Origin of the sequence: Rubrivivax gelatinosus IL144, assembly GCF_000284255.1 — a bacterium.
GTDB lineage: Bacteria > Pseudomonadota > Gammaproteobacteria > Burkholderiales > Burkholderiaceae_C > Rubrivivax > Rubrivivax gelatinosus_A.
In genome coordinates this window covers 2,905,057-2,921,354 of the sequence record NC_017075.1, presented here as the reverse complement: position 1 = coordinate 2,921,354, position 16,298 = coordinate 2,905,057, and the positions used below count along the sequence as shown (strand labels likewise).

Sequence of the window (16,298 nt, the reverse complement as noted above, 5' to 3'; positions counted from 1 at the left end):
CCGTGACGCCCCCGCCCGCGGGCACGACGGCCGGCGCGCTGCTGCGCGCGGCACGCGAGAAGCAGGGCCTGCACATCGCGGCGCTGGCCGCCGCCATCAAGGTCCCGGTGGCCAAGCTGGAGGCGCTGGAAGCCGACCGCCACGACGAGCTGCTGGACCCGGCGTTCACGCGCGCACTCGCCTTGGCGGTGTGCCGTGCGCTGCACACCGACGCCCAGCCGGTGCTGGCGCTGCTGCCGCGCACCGACGGTTCGGCGCTGGATCACGTCGTCGGCAGCCTGAACACGCCGTTCCGTGAACGCGCCGGCCCCGACATGCCCAAGGTCAGCCTGGGTTCGGTCAAGCCGCTGGTCTGGGCCGGCGGCGCGCTGCTGATCGCGGCGGCGGTCGTCTATTTCATGCCGGCCGGCATGCTCCAGTCCCCTGCGCCGACCGCCGACGCCAGCCCGCCGCCCGAAGCGGCGTCGGTGCCCGAGGCGGCCGCCTCGGTGCCCGAGGTCGCCCTGGTGCCGGTGGAGCCGGCTTCGGCGCCTGCGTCGGTCGCCGTGGCGGTCGCGCCGGTGGCCGTGCCGGTGGCCGTGCCGGCCCCGGCGCCGGTTCCGGCGGCCGCAGCGTCGGCCGCATCCGCGGTGCTGCCGGCGCTGAAGCCGGCGATGGCCGCCACGCTGGCCGCGGCTTCTGCGCCTGCCTCGGCCGTGCCGGCTGCGGCGGGGCTGGTCCAGCTGCATGCCGAACAGCCCTCGTGGATCGAGGCCTACGACGCCAAGGGCCAGGTCGTTTTTTCGCGCCTGCTGCGCGCCGGCGAGACCGCCGGGGTCGACGGGCAACTGCCGTTGCGGCTCAAAATCGGCAATGCGCCGGCCACCCGCCTGTCCTTCCGCGGCAAGCCGGTCGACCTGGCGCCGCTGACCCGCAACGCCGTCGCCCGCGTCGAGTTGCAGTGAGCGCAGCCGTTATTGCAGTGAGGTTTCGATGAACGCTCCGGAAACGCCCGCCACCATCCCGTCCGCCGCACCGCTGGCGCGCCGCTCGCGCCAGGCCCGTGCCGTCTGGGGGAACCGGGTCGTGACCATCGGCGGCGACGCTCCGGTGCGCCTGCAGTCGATGACCAACACCGACACGACCGACGTGATCGGCACCGCCATCCAGGTCAAGGAACTGGCCCAGGCCGGCTCCGAGCTGGTGCGCATCACCGTCAACACGCCCGAAGCCGCCGAGGCCGTGCCGCACATCCGCGAGCAGCTCGACCGCATGGGCATCGACGTTCCGCTGGTCGGCGACTTCCACTACAACGGCCACCGCCTGCTCACCGAGTACCCGGCGATGGCGCAGGCGCTGTCCAAGTACCGCATCAACCCGGGCAACGTCGGCAAGGGCGACAAGCGCGACCGCCAGTTCGCGATGATGGTCGAGGCCGCCTGCCGCTGGAACAAGGTGGTGCGCATCGGCGTCAACTGGGGCAGCCTGGACCAGGAACTGCTCGCGTCCATGATGGACGAGAACGCGCACCGCGCCCAGCCGCTGGACGGCAAGCAGGTGATGTACGAGGCGCTGGTGCAGTCGGCGCTGAGCTCGGCCAGCGCCGCGCGTGAACTCGGCCTGGACCCGAATCAGATCGTCATCAGCTGCAAGGTCAGCGGCGTGCAGGACCTGATCTCGGTCTACCGCGGCCTGGCCCAGCGCTGCGACTACGCGCTGCACCTGGGCCTGACCGAAGCCGGCATGGCGACCAAGGGCACGGTGGCGTCCAGCGTCGCGCTGGGCATCCTGCTGCAGGAAGGCATCGGCGACACGATCCGCGTCAGCCTGACGCCGCAGCCGGGCGAGGCGCGCACCCAGGAGGTCGTCGTCGCCGGCGAGATCCTGCAGTCGCTGGGCCTGCGCACCTTCAACCCCAGCGTCACCGCCTGCCCCGGCTGCGGCCGCACGACGAGCACCACCTTCCAGGAACTCGCCAAGCAGATCGACGACTTCCTGCGTGCGCAGATGCCGGTGTGGAAGAGCCGCTACCCGGGTGTCGAGAACCTGAAGGTGGCGGTGATGGGCTGCATCGTCAACGGCCCCGGCGAGAGCAAACACGCCGACATCGGCATCAGCCTGCCGGGCAACGGCGAGGCTCCGGCCGCGCCGGTGTTCATCGACGGCGAGAAGGCGCTGACGCTGCGCGGCGAGGGCATCGCGCAGGAGTTCCACAAGATCGTCGAGGACTACATCGAGCGCCGCTTCGGCGCCGCCGCGACCGCGGCCTGATTCCTCGTTCCGGGCGGGCCGCCGGCCCGCCGCACCAACCTGTTCCCCATGGCCGAGAAGATCGTTGCCGTCAAAGGCATGAACGACATCCTGCCGCCCGAGTCGGCGCGCTGGGAGTGGTTCGAAGACACCGTGCGCGCGCTGATGCGCCGCTACGCCTACCAGAACGTGCGCACGCCGATCGTCGAGCACACGCCGCTGTTCGTGCGCGGGCTGGGCGAGGTGACCGACATCGTCGAGAAGGAGATGTATTCCTTCGTCGACAGCATGAACGGCGATCCGCTGTCGCTGCGCCCCGAGGGCACGGCCGGCGTCGTGCGCGCGGTCGTCGAGCACTCGGCGCTGTACGACGGCGGCAAGCGCCTGTTCTACATCGGCCCGATGTTCCGCCACGAGCGTCCGCAGCGCGGCCGCTACCGCCAGTTCCACCAGGTCGGCGTCGAGGCGCTGGGCTTCGGCGGCCCGGACGTCGACGCCGAGGTCATCCTGATGTGCCGGGCGCTGTGGAAGGACCTGGGCCTGGGCGAGGTGCGGCTGGACATCAACAGCCTGGGCCAGCCCGAGGAGCGCAAGGCGCACCGCGCGGCGCTGATCGCCCACTTCGAGCAGCACGCCGAACTGCTCGACGAGGACGCGCGCCGCCGCCTGCACAGCAACCCGCTGCGCATTCTCGACACCAAGAATCCGGCCATGCAGGCCATGGTCGAGGCCGCGCCGCAGCTCATCGACTACCTCGGCGAAGCCTCGCTGAAGCATTTCGATGCGCTGAAGGCCATGCTCGACGCCGCCGGCCAGCCCTACCGCGTCAACCCGCGTCTGGTGCGCGGCATGGACTACTACAACCTGACCGTCTTCGAGTGGGTGACCGACAAGCTCGGCGCCCAGGGCACGATCTGCGGCGGCGGGCGCTACGACGGCCTGGTCGAACTGGTCGGCGGCAAGCCGGCGCCGGGCATCGGCTGGGGCATGGGCATCGAGCGTGTGCTCGACCTGGTGCAACAGCTGGGCGTGGCGCCGCCGGCGCCGGTGCCCGACGCCTATGCCATCGTGCCCGACGGCAGCGCGCTGCCGCAGGCGATGCGCGTCGTCGAGGCGCTGCGTGCGGCCGGCGTCGCGGTGCAGCTGCACGTCGGCGGCGGCAGCATGAAGTCGCAGTTCAAGAAGGCCGACGCCAGCGGCGCGCGCCATGCGCTGATCTTCGGCGGCGACGAGCTCGCCCGCGGCGAAGTTGCCGTCAAGCCGCTGCGCGACGCCGCAGCGGCGCAGGCCGCGCGACCGATCGCCGACCCCGCCACCTGGGCAGCCGACCTGCTCCCCGCATAATCGACCGTTTTTCGTCCGCTTCACCGACATGGCCACACAACTCGACCTGCAGGAGCAGGAGCAGATCGACGCCCTCAAGGCGTTCTGGAAGCGGTACGGCAACCTCGTCTCCTGGTTGCTGATCGCCGCGCTCGCCGCCTACGCCGGCTGGAACGGCTGGAACTACTGGCAGCGCAGCCAGGCGCTGAAGGCCAGCGCGATGTACGACGAGCTCGACCGCGCCGCCGCCGCCGGTGATGCCGACAAGAGCGGGCGCATCTTCGGCGACCTGAAGGACCGCTACGCCGGCACGGCCTACGCCGAGCAGGGCGGCCTGGCCGCGGCCAAGGTGCAGTTCGAGAAGGGTCAGGTAGACGCCGCCAAGGCGACGCTGACCTGGGTCGCCGAACACGCCGCCGAGGACGAGTACCGCACGATCGCGCGCTTGCGCCTGGCCGCCGTTCTGTCCGCGGCCAAGCAGTTCGACCAGGCGCTGGCGCAGCTGGACGGCGCCAAGGCCGTCGGTTTCGAGGCTCTGGTGGCCGACCGCCGTGGCGACGTGCTCGCCGCCGCCGGCCGCAACGACGAGGCGCGTGCCGCCTACGAGGTGGCGTTCAAGACCATGGACGACAAGATCGACTACAAGCGCCTCGTCGAGGCCAAGCTCACCGCGCTCGGCGCGGCGCCGCCTGCCCCGGCCGCGTCTGCCGCCTCGGGAGCCGCGTCGTGATGCGCCGCGTCGTCTTCGCGCTCGCCGTCGCCGCCGTGCTGGCCGGCTGCGGCTCGTCCAAGCCCAAGCCGATGGCGCTGCAGGACCTGAAGCCCACGATCGCCGGCCGCGAGGTCTGGAGCGCCCGCCTGGACGGCGTCGAGTTTCCGCTGGCCGTCGTCGTGCGCGACGGCCAGTTCCGCGTCGCCGGCAGCGACGGCACGATCCTCGTGCTCGACGCCCAGAGCGGCAAGGAGCTGTCGCGCGCCAGGATCGACGCCAAGATCGCCGCCGGCCTGGGCAGCGACGGCCGCTTCGACGCCGTCGTGACGACGGCCAACGAGCTGGTCGTCGTCGACGGCGGCCGCGAGGTCTGGCGCAAGCGCCTGTCCTCGCGCGTCGTCACCGCGCCGCTGGTCGCCGGTGAACGGGTCTTCGTCATGGGCGTGGACCGCACGGTCAATGCATTCGACGCGCTCGACGGCCGCCTGCTGTGGCGCATGCAGCGCCCGAGCGACGCGCTGACGCTGTCGCAGGCCGGCGTCGTCGCCGCGTTCAAGAACACGCTGCTCGTCGGCCAGGGCCCGCGCCTGACCGGCGTCGACTCGCTGCGCGGCACCGTGCAGTGGGAAGTCGCGATGGCCTCGCCGCGCGGCACCAACGAAGTCGAGCGTCTGGCCGACCTGCTGGGCCCGGTGCTGCGCCTGGGCGACAAGGTCTGCGCGCGTTCGTTCCAGTCGGCCGTGGCCTGCGCCGACGCGTCCAAGGGCACGCTGCTGTGGTCGCGCAACGTCGGCGGCGTGCAGCCGGTCGGCGGCAACGACACTGCGATCTTCGGCGCCGACGGCACCGACCGCGTCAGCGCCTGGCGCAGCGACAACGGCGAAGTGCTCTGGACCAACGAGCGAATGCTCTACCGCGGCCTGAGCGCGCCGCTGGCGCTGGGCCCCAGCGTCGTCTTCGGCGACGCCGAGGGCTACGTGCACTTCCTGTCGGCCGCCACCGGCGAGTTCCAGCTGCGCCTGCCGACCGACGGCTCGGCGGTCGTTGGCGCGCCGGTGCTCGCCGGCACGACGATGCTGGTCGTCACCCGCAAGGGCGGCCTGCACGCCTTCCGTCCGAACTGAGGTCGCGAGTGAAACCTGTCATCGCGCTCGTCGGGCGGCCGAACGTCGGCAAGTCGACGCTGTTCAACCGGATCACGAAGAGCCGCGACGCCATCGTCGCCGACTTCGCCGGCCTGACGCGTGACCGCCACTACGGCGACGCCCGCCTGGGCGGGCGCGAGTTCATCGTCGTCGACACCGGCGGCTTCGAGCCCGAGAAGCCCAGCGGCGTCGTCGCCGAGATGGCCAAGCAGACCAAGCAGGCCGTCGCCGAGGCTGACGTCGTCGTCTTCGTCACCGACCTGCGTGCCGGCCTGTCGGCCCAGGACCACGACATCGCGCGCTTCCTGCGCACGCAGCAGAAGAAGGTCATCCTCGCGGTCAACAAGGCCGAAGGCATGGCCGAGTCGCCGCTGCTGGCCGAGTTCCACGAGCTCGGCATCGGCGAGCCGCATCCGCTGTCGGCCTCGCACGGCCAGGGCGTGCGCAGCCTGCTCGAGACGGCGCTGGAGGACTTCGACTTCGGCGACGAGGACGAGGAGGGCGGCGAGCCCGATGCCGACGCGCCGATCCGCCTGGCCGTCGCCGGCCGGCCCAACGTCGGCAAGTCGACGCTGATCAACGCCTGGCTGGGCGAGGAGCGCCTGGTGGCGTTCGACCAACCGGGCACGACGCGCGACGCGATCAAGGTCTCGCTGGAGCGCGAGGGCCGCCGTTTCGAGCTGATCGACACCGCCGGCCTGCGCCGCAAGGGCAAGGTCTTCGAGGCGATCGAGAAGTTCTCGGTCGTCAAGACGCTGCAGGCCATCGCCGACGCCAACGTCGTCGTGCTGATGGTCGACGCCACCGTCGGCGTCAGCGAGCAGGACGCGCACATCGCCGGTTACGTGCTCGAGTCCGGGCGTGCTGTCGTGCTGGCGCTCAACAAGTGGGACGCCACCGACGACTACCAGCGCCAGCAGCTGCAGCGCTCGATTGAGAGCCGCCTGGCGTTCCTGAAGTTCGCGCCGGTGCTGCAGATCTCGGCGAAGAAGCGCACCGGCCTCACGGCGCTGTGGAAGGCCATCCTGCACGCCCACGCCTCGGCGACGGTGAAGATGCCGACGCCGGTGCTGACGCGCCTGCTGATCGACGCCGTGCAGCACCAGGCCCCGCGGCGCGAAGGCGCTTTCCGGCCGAAGATGCGTTATGCCCACCAGGGCGGCATGAATCCGCCGCTGGTCGTGATCCACGGCAACTCGCTGGACCACATCACCGACGCCTACAAGCGTTATCTCGAAGGTCGTTTCCGCGAGCACTTCAAGCTCGTCGGCACGCCGATGCGGATCGAATTCCGTTCCTCGAAGAATCCCTTCGACGAACGCAGCCCCTGAGGCAATCCGCTTTTCAAGTCGGGTTCGCCCCCGTGTGATAACGTGGGGCACTCGACATTCAACACGGAGCATATCGTGAGCAACAAAGGCCAACTTTTGCAGGACCCCTTCCTGAACCTGCTGCGCAAAGAGCACGTGCCGGTCTCGATCTACCTGGTCAACGGCATCAAGCTCCAGGGCCACATCGAATCCTTCGACCAGTACGTCGTTCTGCTGCGCAACACCGTCACCCAGATGGTCTACAAGCACGCGATCTCCACCGTCGTGCCCAGCCGCGCGGTGAATTTCCATCCGAACGAGGCCTCCGAGCAGGCCTGATCCCGCTCGATTCCCTCCAACGAGACCCGCCACCACCCGAGCCTTGACTTCAGCTGCACCGCAGACGCTGTCGCAGGAGGGCGGCCCGACGCGCGCCGTGCTCGTCGGCGTCGACCTCGGCGGTGACAGCCACTTCGACCCCACCCTCGACGAACTCGCCTTGTTGGCCGAGTCGGCGGGCGACGTCGCGGTCGCCCGCGTCACCGCCCGCCGCAAGGCGCCCGACGCGGCGCTGTTCGTTGGTTCGGGCAAGGCCGACGAGATCCGGGCGATGGTCGGCGCCACGCAGGCGCACGGCGTCATCTTCGACCAGACGCTGTCGCCGGCGCAGCAGCGCAACCTGGAGCGCCACCTCGGCGTTCCGGTCGCCGACCGCACCTCGCTGATCCTCGACATCTTCGCCGCCCGCGCCCAGAGCCACGAAGGCAAGCTGCAGGTCGAGCTCGCCCGCCTGCAGTACGTCGCGACGCGGCTGGTGCGGCGCTGGTCGCACCTGGAGCGCCAGCGCGGCGGCATCGGCACGCGCGGCGGCCCGGGCGAGGCGCAGATCGAACTCGACCGGCGCATGATCGGCGAGCGCATCAAGTCGGTGAAGGCGCGGCTGGAGAAGGTCAAGCAGCAGCGCGGCACGCAGCGCCGGGCGCGCGAGCGCCGCGGCACCTTCCGCGTCTCGCTGGTCGGCTACACCAACGCCGGCAAGTCGACGCTGTTCAACGCCCTCGTCAAGGCGCGCACCTACGCCGCCGACCAGCTGTTCGCGACGCTGGACACGACGACGCGCTCGCTCTGGCTCGGCGAGGCCGGCGCCTCGGTGTCGCTGTCGGACACCGTCGGCTTCATCCGCGACCTGCCGCACAAGCTCGTCGAGGCTTTCGAGGCCACGCTGCGCGAGGCCGCCGACGCCGACCTGCTGCTGCACGTCGTCGACGCCGCGAGCCCGGCGCTGCTCGAGCAGCAGGCCGAGGTCGAGCGCGTGCTCGAGGAGATCGGGGCGGCCGGCGTGCCGCAGATCCTGGTCTTCAACAAATGCGACCTGCTCGAGGAGTCGCGGCTGCCACGCCAGCCGCGCGACGAGGTCGAGGTCCATCCGGGCATGCGCCGCGCGCGCGTGTTCGTCAGCGCACGCGACGGGCAGGGGCTCGACGTCCTGCGTCAGGTCATCGCCGAGGCCGCGCGTCCCGCGCCCGAGGCGCAAACGATCACCAACGAATGAAGCACACACCCCCCTTCAAGGTCTCGCGGCTGCGCGCTGCGCTGGCAGGCTGGGTCTTCAACAACCGCAACGACGGCCCGCCCGACCTCGACGAGCTCTGGCGCGACTTCAACCGCAAGCTGAGCGGCCTGTTCGGTGGCAAGGGCGGCGGTGGCGGCAACCGCAACGAAGGCGGCAACGGCGGCGGCTCCGGCGGCCCGTCGTTCCAGCCCGACATGAAGAGCGCCGGCATCGGCGTCGGCCTGATCGGCGCGGTCGTCGTGCTGGTCTGGCTGGGCAGCGGCTTCTTCATCGTCCAGGAAGGCCAGCAGGCGGTCGTCACGACCTTCGGCAAGTACAGCCACACGGCCGACGCCGGCTTCCAGTGGCGCTTTCCGTACCCGATCCAGGCCCACGAGACGGTCTCGGTGACGCAGCTGCGTTCGGTCGACGTCGGCCGCAACACGGTGGTCCAGGCCACCGGGCTGCGCGACTCGTCGATGCTGACGCAGGACGAGAACATCATCGACATCCGCTTCACCGTGCAGTACCGGCTGAGCGACGCGCGCCAGTACCTGTTCGAGAACCGCAACGCCGACGAAGCGGTGGTCCAGGCCGCCGAATCGGCGGTGCGCGAGATCGTCGGCCGCAGCAGCGTCGACTCGGTGCTCTACGAGCAGCGCGACGCGCTGGCCTCGGACCTCGTCAAGTCGATCCAGGCCCAGCTCGAGCGCCTGCGCGCCGGCATCATCATCGCCAACGTCAACGTCCAGAACGTGCAGGTGCCCGACGCGGTGCAGGCGGCGTTCAACGACGCCGTCAAGGCCGGCGCCGACCGCGACCGCTTCAAGAACGAAGGCCAGGCCTACGCCAGCGACGTGATCCCGAAGGCCCGCGGCAACGCTTCGCGCCTGGCCGAGGAAGCCGAGGGCTACCGCGCCCGCGTCATCGCCCAGGCCGAAGGTGACGCCCAGCGCTTCCGCTCGGTGCTCACCGAGTACCAGAAGGCGCCGGCGGTCACGCGCGACCGCATGTACCTCGACGCGATGCAGCAGATCTACTCGAACGTCTCCAAGGTGCTGGTCGACTCGCGCAGCGGCTCGAACCTGCTGTACCTGCCGCTGGACAAGCTGATCCAGCAGAGCGGCCCGAGCACCGCGCCGGCGCAGGCCCCGGTGGCCGTGCCGACGCCTTCGTCGACGCCGGACACGCTGTCCGGCAGCGCCGACATCCGTTCCCGCGACAACGCGCGCGCTCGCGACCGCGAAGGCCGCTGATCCAGGAGCACGCGAGACATGAATCGAATCGGAGTTATCGTCGCCGGCGCGCTGGTCGCGCTGATGCTTGCCGCATCGACGCTGTTCGTCGTCGACCAGCGCCAGGTGGCGGTCGTCTACGCCCTCGGCGAGATCAAGGAAGTCGTCACCGAGCCCGGCCTCAAGTTCAAGATGCCGCCGCCGTTCCAGAACGTCGTGTTCCTGGACAAGCGCATCCAGACGCTGGACAGCCCGGAGACGCGGCCGATCTTCACGGCCGAGAAGAAGAGCCTGGTCATCGACTGGCTGGTCAAGTGGCGCATCACCGAGCCGCGCCAGTTCATCCGCAACAACGGCACCGACATCCGCAACCTCGAGTCGCGGCTGGCGCCGGTGGTGCAGGCCGCGTTCAACGAGGAGATCACCAAGCGCACCGTGCGCGGCGTGCTCGCCACCGAGCGCGACCGGGTGATGAACGACGTCAAGAGCCGCCTGACCGACGAGGCCAAGGGCTTCGGCATCGAGATCGTCGACGTGCGCATCAAGCGCGTGGACTTCGTCGCCGACATCACCGACTCGGTCTACCGCCGCATGGAGTCCGAGCGAAAGCAGGTCGCCAACGAGTTGCGCTCGCAAGGCGCGGCCGAAGGCGAGAAGATCCGCGCCGACGCCGACCGCCAGCGCGAGATCATCCTCGCCGAGGCCTATCGCGACGCGCAGAAGATCAAGGGCGAGGGCGACGCCAAGGCGTCCTCGCTGTACGCCGAGGCCTTCGGCCGCGACCCGCAGTTCGCCCAGTTCTACCGCAGCCTCGAGGCCTACCGCGCCGCCTTCCGCTCCAAGAGCGACGTGATGGTGCTGGACCCGAACTCGGAGTTCTTCCGCGCGATGCGCAACGGCGGGCCGGGCACACCGGCCGGCAAGGGCAAGTGAGCGGTTCGGCACCGACGTGTCCGACCTGCTGCTCGGCGCCCTGGCGCTGGTGCTGATCTTCGAAGGGCTGCTGCCCTTCGCCAGCCCGGCGACCTGGCGCCGCATGTTCGAGCAGATGACCCGGCTTGAGGACGGCCAGATCCGCTTCCTCGGCCTGGGCTGCATCAGCGTCGGCCTGGTGCTGCTGGCGCTCTGGCACTGAGCCGCCCCGCGGTGCGCTCGGCCGTTCGTCGGCCGGGCCGGCAACGCCGCGTACAATCCCCTTTTTAAGCGCTGCAGGCCTTTTCGAATGTTGTCAGCTTGGCTCTTGCCCGAGCATATCGCCGACGTCCTGCCCGCCGACGCCCGACGCATCGAGGAGCTGAGGCGGCGCCTTCTGGACCGCGCCCGCGGCTACGGCTTCGAGCTCGTGATGCCGCCGCTGCTCGAGCACCTCGAGTCGCTGCTGTCGGGCACCGGTCGTGAACTCGACCTCAAGACGTTCAAGCTCGTCGACCAGCTGAGCGGCCGCACGCTCGGCCTGCGCGCCGACACGACGCCGCAGGCGGCGCGCATCGACGCCCATCTGCTCAACCGCGAAGGTGTCACCCGGCTCTGCTACTGCGGCCCGGTGCTGCACACCCGGCCCTCGGGGCTGAACGCGACGCGCGAGCCGCTGCAGTTCGGCGCCGAGATCTTCGGTCACGGTGGCCTGGAAGCCGACCTCGAGGTCGCCGAGCTGGCGCTGGACTGCCTGCACGCTGCCCGCCTGTCCGATCTGACGATCGACTTGGCCGACGCGCGCGTGCTGCGCGGCGTGCTCGCCGGCGCGCCGGTGGACGCCTCGCGCCTGCAGGACGTCGTCGCCGCGCTGTCCGAGAAGGACGCTTCGGCGCTCGAAGCGCTGGCCGTCGGCCTGCCCGACGAGACCCGCCACGGCCTGCGGGCGCTGCTGCGCCTGTACGGTGGCGACGAGGTGTTGGCCGCGGCGCGCAGCGAGCTGCCCCAGCGCAGCCTGATCACCGCCGCGATCGAGCAGCTCGAATGGACCGCGCGCCACCTGCGCGCCGCGTTCCCCGGTCTGGCGATCGGCTTCGACCTGTCGGACATGAGCGGCTACGCCTACTACAGCGGCCTGCGCTTCGCCGTCTACGGCGCCGGCAGCGCCGACGCGCTGGCGCGGGGCGGCCGCTACGACGAAGTCGGCGCGGTCTTCGGCCGCAACCGGCCGGCCGTCGGCTTCAGCCTGGACCTGAAGGCGCTGGCCGACCTGGCGCCGGCCGTCGGCGCCGGCCGCGCGATCCGCGCCCCCTGGGGCGACGACGCCGCGCTGCGCGCCGCCGTGCGCCGTTTGCGCGAAGCCGGAGAAACCGTCATCGCCGCGCTGCCGGGTCACGAAGTCGAGACCCAGGCTTTCGAATGCGACCGCGAGCTCGTGCTGCTGGACGGCCAGTGGCAGCTGCGCGCCTGCTGAATCCCGTTAAGGAACCCATCCCATGCAAACAGGCATCCTCCCGACCGCGGGACGCAACGTCGTGGTCGTCGGCACCCAGTGGGGCGACGAAGGCAAGGGCAAGGTCGTCGACTGGATGACCGACCACGCCCAGGGCGTCGTGCGTTTCCAGGGCGGCCACAATGCCGGCCACACCCTGGTCATCGCCGGGCGCAAGACGGCGCTGCAGCTGATCCCGTCGGGCATCATGCGCGAGGGCGTCAAGTGCTACATCGGCAACGGCGTCGTCGTCGACCCGAAGCACCTGCTCGGCGAGATCGAGCGCCTCGAGGCGCTGGGCCTGGACGTGCGCTCGCGCCTGTTCATCAGCGAGTCCTGCCCGCTGATCCTGCCGTTCCACGTCGAGATCGACCGCGCCCGTGAAGCGCAGCGCGAGAGCTGCGGCAGCGGCAAGATCGGCACCACCGGCAAGGGCATCGGTCCGGCCTACGAAGACAAGGTCGCGCGCCGCGCGCTGCGCGTGCAGGATCTGAAGCACCCCGAGCGCCTCGAAGCCAAGCTGCGCACGCTGCTCGACCTGCACAACGCCGAGCTGACCGGCGTGCTCGGCGGCCAGCCGCTGGAGCTGCAGCCCATGCTCGACGACATGCTGCGTGCCGCCGAACAGCTGCGCCCGATGATGGCCGATGTCGGCTACCGCCTGTTCCAGGCCCACGGCCTGGGCGAGAACCTGCTGTTCGAAGGCGCCCAGGGCACGCTGCTGGACATCGACCACGGCACCTACCCTTACGTCACCTCGAGCAACTGCGTCGCCGGCAACGCCGCCGCGGGCTCGGGCCTGGGCCCGGGCATGCTGCACTACGTGCTCGGCATCACCAAGGCCTACACGACGCGTGTCGGCAGCGGCCCGTTCCCGACCGAGCTCGACATCGAGACCGCGGGCACGATCGGCCACCACCTGTCGACCGTCGGCCAGGAGCGTGGCACCGTCACCGGCCGTGCACGCCGCTGCGGCTGGCTGGATGCCGCGGCGCTGAAGCGCTCGATCATCATCAACGGCGTCTCCGGCCTGTGCATCACCAAGCTCGATGTGCTCGACGGCCTGCAGGAAATCAAGATCTGCACCGGGTATGAACTCGACGGTCGCGTGCTCGACGTGCTGCCGCTGGATGCCGACGAGATCGAGCAGTGCCAGCCGATCTACGAAACCATGCCCGGCTGGAGCGACACGACCGCCGGCCTGACCAACTGGGAACAGTTGCCGCTTGCCGCCCGACGTTATCTCGAGCGGGTGCAGGCGCTGATCGGCGCCCCGATCGACATGGTTTCCACCGGCCCCGATCGGGTCCACACCATCCTGCTGCGGCATCCGTTCCGCGCCTGAATCACGACGAAATAGCGAGAAGGAGAATCCATGCTCACCGACGACGGCAAGCACCTCTACGTTTCCTGGGACGAATACCACCTGCTGATCGAGCGCCTGGCGCTCAAGGTGCATGCCTCGGGTTGGGAATTCGACCAGATCCTGTGCCTGGCGCGCGGCGGCATGCGTCCCGGCGACGTCATGTCGCGGGTTTTCGACAAGCCGCTGGCGATCATGTCGACGAGTTCCTATCGCTCCGACGCCGGCACCATCCAGGGCCGCCTGGACATGGCCAAGTACATCACCATGCCCAAGGGTGAACTTGCCGGCCGCGTGCTGCTCGTCGACGACCTGGCCGACACCGGCGTGACGCTGCGCGCGGTGGTCGACCGCCTGCGTGGCATGCCGTCGATCTCCGAGCTGCGCGCCGCGGTGCTGTGGGTGAAGGGCGTGTCGAGCTACGTGCCCGACTACTACTGCGAGATGCTCGACACGAGCCCGTGGATCCACCAGCCCTTCGAGGAATACGACAACCTTCGTCCCGACGGTCTCGCCCGCAAGTTCGCGGTTTGACCGCCCAGCAAAAAGGCCAGCACGAAGCTGGCCTTTTTTATTTTCCGTTCGCCGGAAAAGCCAACGGGGTTTCGGAAGATAATTTCCGAAACCCCGTCGTTGTTTGGTGCCCAGAAGAGGACTCGAACCTCCACGCCGTTAAGCGCTAGTACCTGAAACTAGTGCGTCTACCAATTCCGCCATCTGGGCGTCTCAGGGAAGAAAGAACTATAGCATCGGAATATGGACTCTGCAAGCCCCTCCGCAAAAAATTCTTCAACCGGCCTGTTGGGCGAGGTTGAGGGCCGTGTCGAAGGCCATCGTGACGGCCACGGTTTCGTCGTGCCCGACGAGGGCGACACCTGGATCTACCTCGCGCCGCAGGAGATGCGCTCGGTACTCCACCGCGACCGCGTGCGCGTGCGCATCGTGCGTTTCGATCGCAAGGGCCGGCCCGAAGGGCGTGTGCTCGACATTCTGGAACGCCGCAAGTCGCCGATCATCGGCCGGCTGCTGCACGAAGGCGGCCACTGGATCGTCGCGCCCGAAGACCGCCGCTACGGCCAGGACATCCTGATTCCGAAGAACGCCACCGCCAGCGCCGCGGTGGGGCAGGTCGTTTCGGTCGAACTGACCGAACCGCCGTCGCTGCACTCGCGCCCCGTGGGCCGTGTCGCCGAGGTGCTCGGCGAGATCGACGACCCCGGCATGGAGATCGAGATCGCGGTGCGCAAGTACGAGGTGCCGCACCGCTTCACGCCCGAGACGCTGGCCCAGGCCGCGGCGCTGCCCGAGAAGCTGCGCGCCGCCGACCGCAAGCACCGTGTCGACCTCACCGACGTGCCGCTGGTGACGATCGACGGCGAGGACGCACGCGACTTCGACGACGCGGTCTATTGCGAGCCCTTCCGCCGCGGTCGCGGCAAGACGCTGTTCGAAGGCTGGCGGCTGATCGTCGCCATCGCCGACGTCAGCCACTACGTCAAACCCGGCGAGCCGCTGGACGAGGACGCCTACGAACGTGCGACGTCGGTCTACTTCCCGCGCCGCGTGATCCCGATGCTGCCGGAGAAGCTGTCCAACGGCCTGTGCTCGCTGAACCCCGAGCAGGACCGGCTGGCGATGGTCTGCGACATGCTCGTGTCGACCGAAGGCACGCTCGACGCCTACCAGTTCTACCCGGCGGTGATCTGCTCGCACGCGCGGCTAACCTACACCGAGGTCGCCGCGGTGCTGCAGAACACGCGCGGCCCCGAAGCCCAGCGCCGTGCCGACCTGGTGCCGCAGCTCGTGCACCTGCACGAGGTCTTCCGCGCGCTGCTCAAGCAGCGTGCGCTGCGCGGCGCGGTCGACTTCGACACCGTCGAAACGCAGATCGTCTGCGACGACAACGGCCGCATCGAGAAGATCGTGCCGCGCGTGCGCAACGACGCCCACCGGCTGATCGAGGAGGCGATGCTCGCGGCCAACGTCTGCGCAGCCGACTTCATCGCCCACGGCGAGCACCCCTCGCTGTACCGCGTGCACGAAGGTCCGACGCCCGAGAAGCGTGCCGCGCTGCAGGCCTATCTGAAGGCGCTGGGCCTCGGCCTGCACCTGAGCGAGGAGCCGACGCCGGCCGAGATGCAGGCCATCTCGCAGGCCGTGCAGGGCCGCCCCGACGCGCAGCAGATCCAGACCATGCTGCTGCGCTCGATGCAGCAGGCGATCTACACCGCCAGCAACGCCGGCCACTTCGGCCTGGCCTACGGCGCCTACACGCACTTCACGAGCCCGATCCGGCGCTACCCGGACCTGCTGGTGCACCGCGTCATCAAGGCCCTGCTCGGCACCCGTCGCTACCACCTCGTGCCCAGCCCGAAGACGCGCGTGCCCGAGGTGCGCCGCGGTGCCAAGGGCGGCAAGCCGGCCAAGCCGGCGAAGCCGATGTCGCAGGAGATGGAGGCCTGGGAAGCCGCCGGCGCGCACTGCAGCGCCAACGAGCGCCGCGCCGACGAGGCCTCGCGCGACGTCGAGGCCTGGCTCAAGTGCCGCTACATGCGCGAGCACCTGGGCGAGGAGTACGCCGGCACGGTGAGCGCGGTGACGCCGTTCGGCCTGTTCGTCACGCTCGACGCGCTCTACGTCGAGGGCCTGGTGCACATCACCGAACTCGGCGGCGAGTACTTCCGCCACGACGAACTGCGCCAGGAACTGCGGGGCGAGCGCACCGGCGTGCGCTACGTCATCGGCACGCGGGTGCAGGTGCAGGTCAGCCGCGTCGACCTGGACGGCCGCCGCATCGACTTCCGCATGGTGCGCGAGGGCGATTCCGAGCGCCTGCTGGCGCGCGGCCGCGGGACGCCGGAGCGTGCCGAAAAGCCGGGTTCGGCGAGCGAGGAACTGGCTGCGCTGCGGGCCGCCGACCGCTCCGCGAAAGCGGCTTCGAAGGCCCGCAAGGTCGCCACCGCGCCGCGCAAGAGCAGCGCCCGCAAGACGGCCGGCAAGGTGCGCACGCGCCGCTGAGGCGCGT

Annotated in this window: 15 protein-coding genes and 1 tRNA gene; 15 read left to right on the top strand and 1 reads right to left on the bottom strand. The window is 70.0% G+C overall.

The annotated features are described in order from the left end of the window. Positions 1–2: 2 nt before the first annotated feature. The 14 genes from RGE_RS13410 (at position 3) to RGE_RS13345 (ending at position 13,807) form a co-directional block, all read left to right on the top strand. Entirely contained in the window at positions 3–944 is a 942-nt protein-coding gene (locus RGE_RS13410; protein ID WP_148280188.1) for a helix-turn-helix domain-containing protein, read from the top strand. A gap of 28 nt (positions 945–972) precedes the next feature. After that, the gene (ispG, locus tag RGE_RS13405; protein WP_014428957.1) at positions 973–2,250 is read left to right on the top strand and encodes a flavodoxin-dependent (E)-4-hydroxy-3-methylbut-2-enyl-diphosphate synthase; all 1,278 of its coding nucleotides are present in this window, start codon (positions 973–975) and stop codon (positions 2,248–2,250) included. A gap of 48 nt (positions 2,251–2,298) precedes the next feature. Beyond that, the gene (hisS, locus tag RGE_RS13400; protein ID WP_014428956.1) at positions 2,299–3,573 is read left to right on the top strand and encodes a histidine--tRNA ligase; all 1,275 of its coding nucleotides are present in this window, start codon (positions 2,299–2,301) and stop codon (positions 3,571–3,573) included. Between the two features lie 28 nt (positions 3,574–3,601). After that, positions 3,602–4,282: a YfgM family protein gene (locus tag RGE_RS13395; RefSeq protein WP_014428955.1), complete on the top strand. Its 681-nt coding sequence runs from the start codon at positions 3,602–3,604 to the stop codon at positions 4,280–4,282. After that, positions 4,282–5,388 carry an outer membrane protein assembly factor BamB gene (gene bamB / locus RGE_RS13390; protein WP_014428954.1) on the top strand — a complete coding sequence of 369 codons (1,107 nt, stop codon included), beginning with the start codon at positions 4,282–4,284 and terminating at the stop codon, positions 5,386–5,388. The genes RGE_RS13395 and bamB overlap by 1 nt, the downstream gene beginning before the upstream one ends. A gap of 8 nt (positions 5,389–5,396) precedes the next feature. Continuing rightward, positions 5,397–6,740 carry a ribosome biogenesis GTPase Der gene (gene der / locus RGE_RS13385; RefSeq protein WP_014428953.1) on the top strand — a complete coding sequence of 448 codons (1,344 nt, stop codon included), beginning with the start codon at positions 5,397–5,399 and terminating at the stop codon, positions 6,738–6,740. A gap of 75 nt (positions 6,741–6,815) precedes the next feature. Continuing rightward, positions 6,816–7,058, top strand: a complete 243-nt coding sequence (gene hfq, locus RGE_RS13380; RefSeq protein WP_014428952.1) for an RNA chaperone Hfq — start codon at positions 6,816–6,818, stop codon at positions 7,056–7,058. Positions 7,059–7,101: 43 nt separating this feature from the next. Further along, complete coding sequence (hflX, locus tag RGE_RS13375; protein ID WP_014428951.1) at positions 7,102–8,271, top strand: GTPase HflX; 1,170 nt, start codon at positions 7,102–7,104, stop codon at positions 8,269–8,271. Beyond that, the gene (hflK, locus tag RGE_RS13370; protein ID WP_014428950.1) at positions 8,268–9,527 is read left to right on the top strand and encodes an FtsH protease activity modulator HflK; all 1,260 of its coding nucleotides are present in this window, start codon (positions 8,268–8,270) and stop codon (positions 9,525–9,527) included. Before hflX ends, hflK begins: the two co-directional genes overlap by 4 nt. An 18-nt stretch (positions 9,528–9,545) precedes the next feature. Next, positions 9,546–10,439, top strand: a complete 894-nt coding sequence (gene hflC / locus RGE_RS13365) for a protease modulator HflC (protein ID WP_014428949.1) — start codon at positions 9,546–9,548, stop codon at positions 10,437–10,439. 16 nt (positions 10,440–10,455) lie between these two features. Further along, positions 10,456–10,641 (top strand): DUF2065 domain-containing protein, encoded by a 186-nt coding sequence (locus RGE_RS13360; protein ID WP_014428948.1) that lies wholly within the window; start codon positions 10,456–10,458, stop codon positions 10,639–10,641. A gap of 90 nt (positions 10,642–10,731) precedes the next feature. Then, a complete protein-coding gene (locus RGE_RS13355) occupies positions 10,732–11,892 on the top strand; it encodes an ATP phosphoribosyltransferase regulatory subunit (RefSeq protein ID WP_043785413.1) in 1,161 nt (386 codons plus the stop codon). A 22-nt stretch (positions 11,893–11,914) separates the two neighbouring features. After that, positions 11,915–13,255, top strand: a complete 1,341-nt coding sequence (locus RGE_RS13350) for an adenylosuccinate synthase (RefSeq protein WP_014428946.1) — start codon at positions 11,915–11,917, stop codon at positions 13,253–13,255. Between the two features lie 30 nt (positions 13,256–13,285). After that, positions 13,286–13,807, top strand: a complete 522-nt coding sequence (locus tag RGE_RS13345) for a phosphoribosyltransferase (RefSeq protein ID WP_014428945.1) — start codon at positions 13,286–13,288, stop codon at positions 13,805–13,807. Positions 13,808–13,911: 104 nt separating this feature from the next. Here RGE_RS13345 and RGE_RS13340 read toward each other — a convergent pair. Beyond that, positions 13,912–13,996, bottom strand: a tRNA-Leu gene (locus RGE_RS13340). A gap of 33 nt (positions 13,997–14,029) precedes the next feature. Between RGE_RS13340 and rnr the strand changes: the two genes are divergently transcribed. Then, entirely contained in the window at positions 14,030–16,291 is a 2,262-nt protein-coding gene (gene rnr / locus RGE_RS13335) for a ribonuclease R (RefSeq protein ID WP_052311001.1), read from the top strand. Positions 16,292–16,298 lie beyond the last annotated feature (7 nt).

Excerpts from the sequence above, each read along its gene's own strand:
- ispG (WP_014428957.1), top strand. The coding sequence starts at position 973 with ATGAACGCTCCGGAAACGCCCGCCACCATCCCGTCCGCCGCACCGCTG.
- hisS (WP_014428956.1), top strand. The coding sequence starts at position 2,299 with ATGGCCGAGAAGATCGTTGCCGTCAAAGGCATGAACGACATCCTGCCG.
- RGE_RS13395 (WP_014428955.1), top strand. The coding sequence starts at position 3,602 with ATGGCCACACAACTCGACCTGCAGGAGCAGGAGCAGATCGACGCCCTC.
- bamB (WP_014428954.1), top strand. The coding sequence starts at position 4,282 with ATGCGCCGCGTCGTCTTCGCGCTCGCCGTCGCCGCCGTGCTGGCCGGC.
- hflK (WP_014428950.1), top strand. The coding sequence starts at position 8,268 with ATGAAGCACACACCCCCCTTCAAGGTCTCGCGGCTGCGCGCTGCGCTG.
- hflC (WP_014428949.1), top strand. The coding sequence starts at position 9,546 with ATGAATCGAATCGGAGTTATCGTCGCCGGCGCGCTGGTCGCGCTGATG.
- RGE_RS13350 (WP_014428946.1), top strand. The coding sequence starts at position 11,915 with ATGCAAACAGGCATCCTCCCGACCGCGGGACGCAACGTCGTGGTCGTC.
- RGE_RS13345 (WP_014428945.1), top strand. The coding sequence starts at position 13,286 with ATGCTCACCGACGACGGCAAGCACCTCTACGTTTCCTGGGACGAATAC.
- rnr (WP_052311001.1), top strand. The coding sequence starts at position 14,030 with ATGGACTCTGCAAGCCCCTCCGCAAAAAATTCTTCAACCGGCCTGTTG.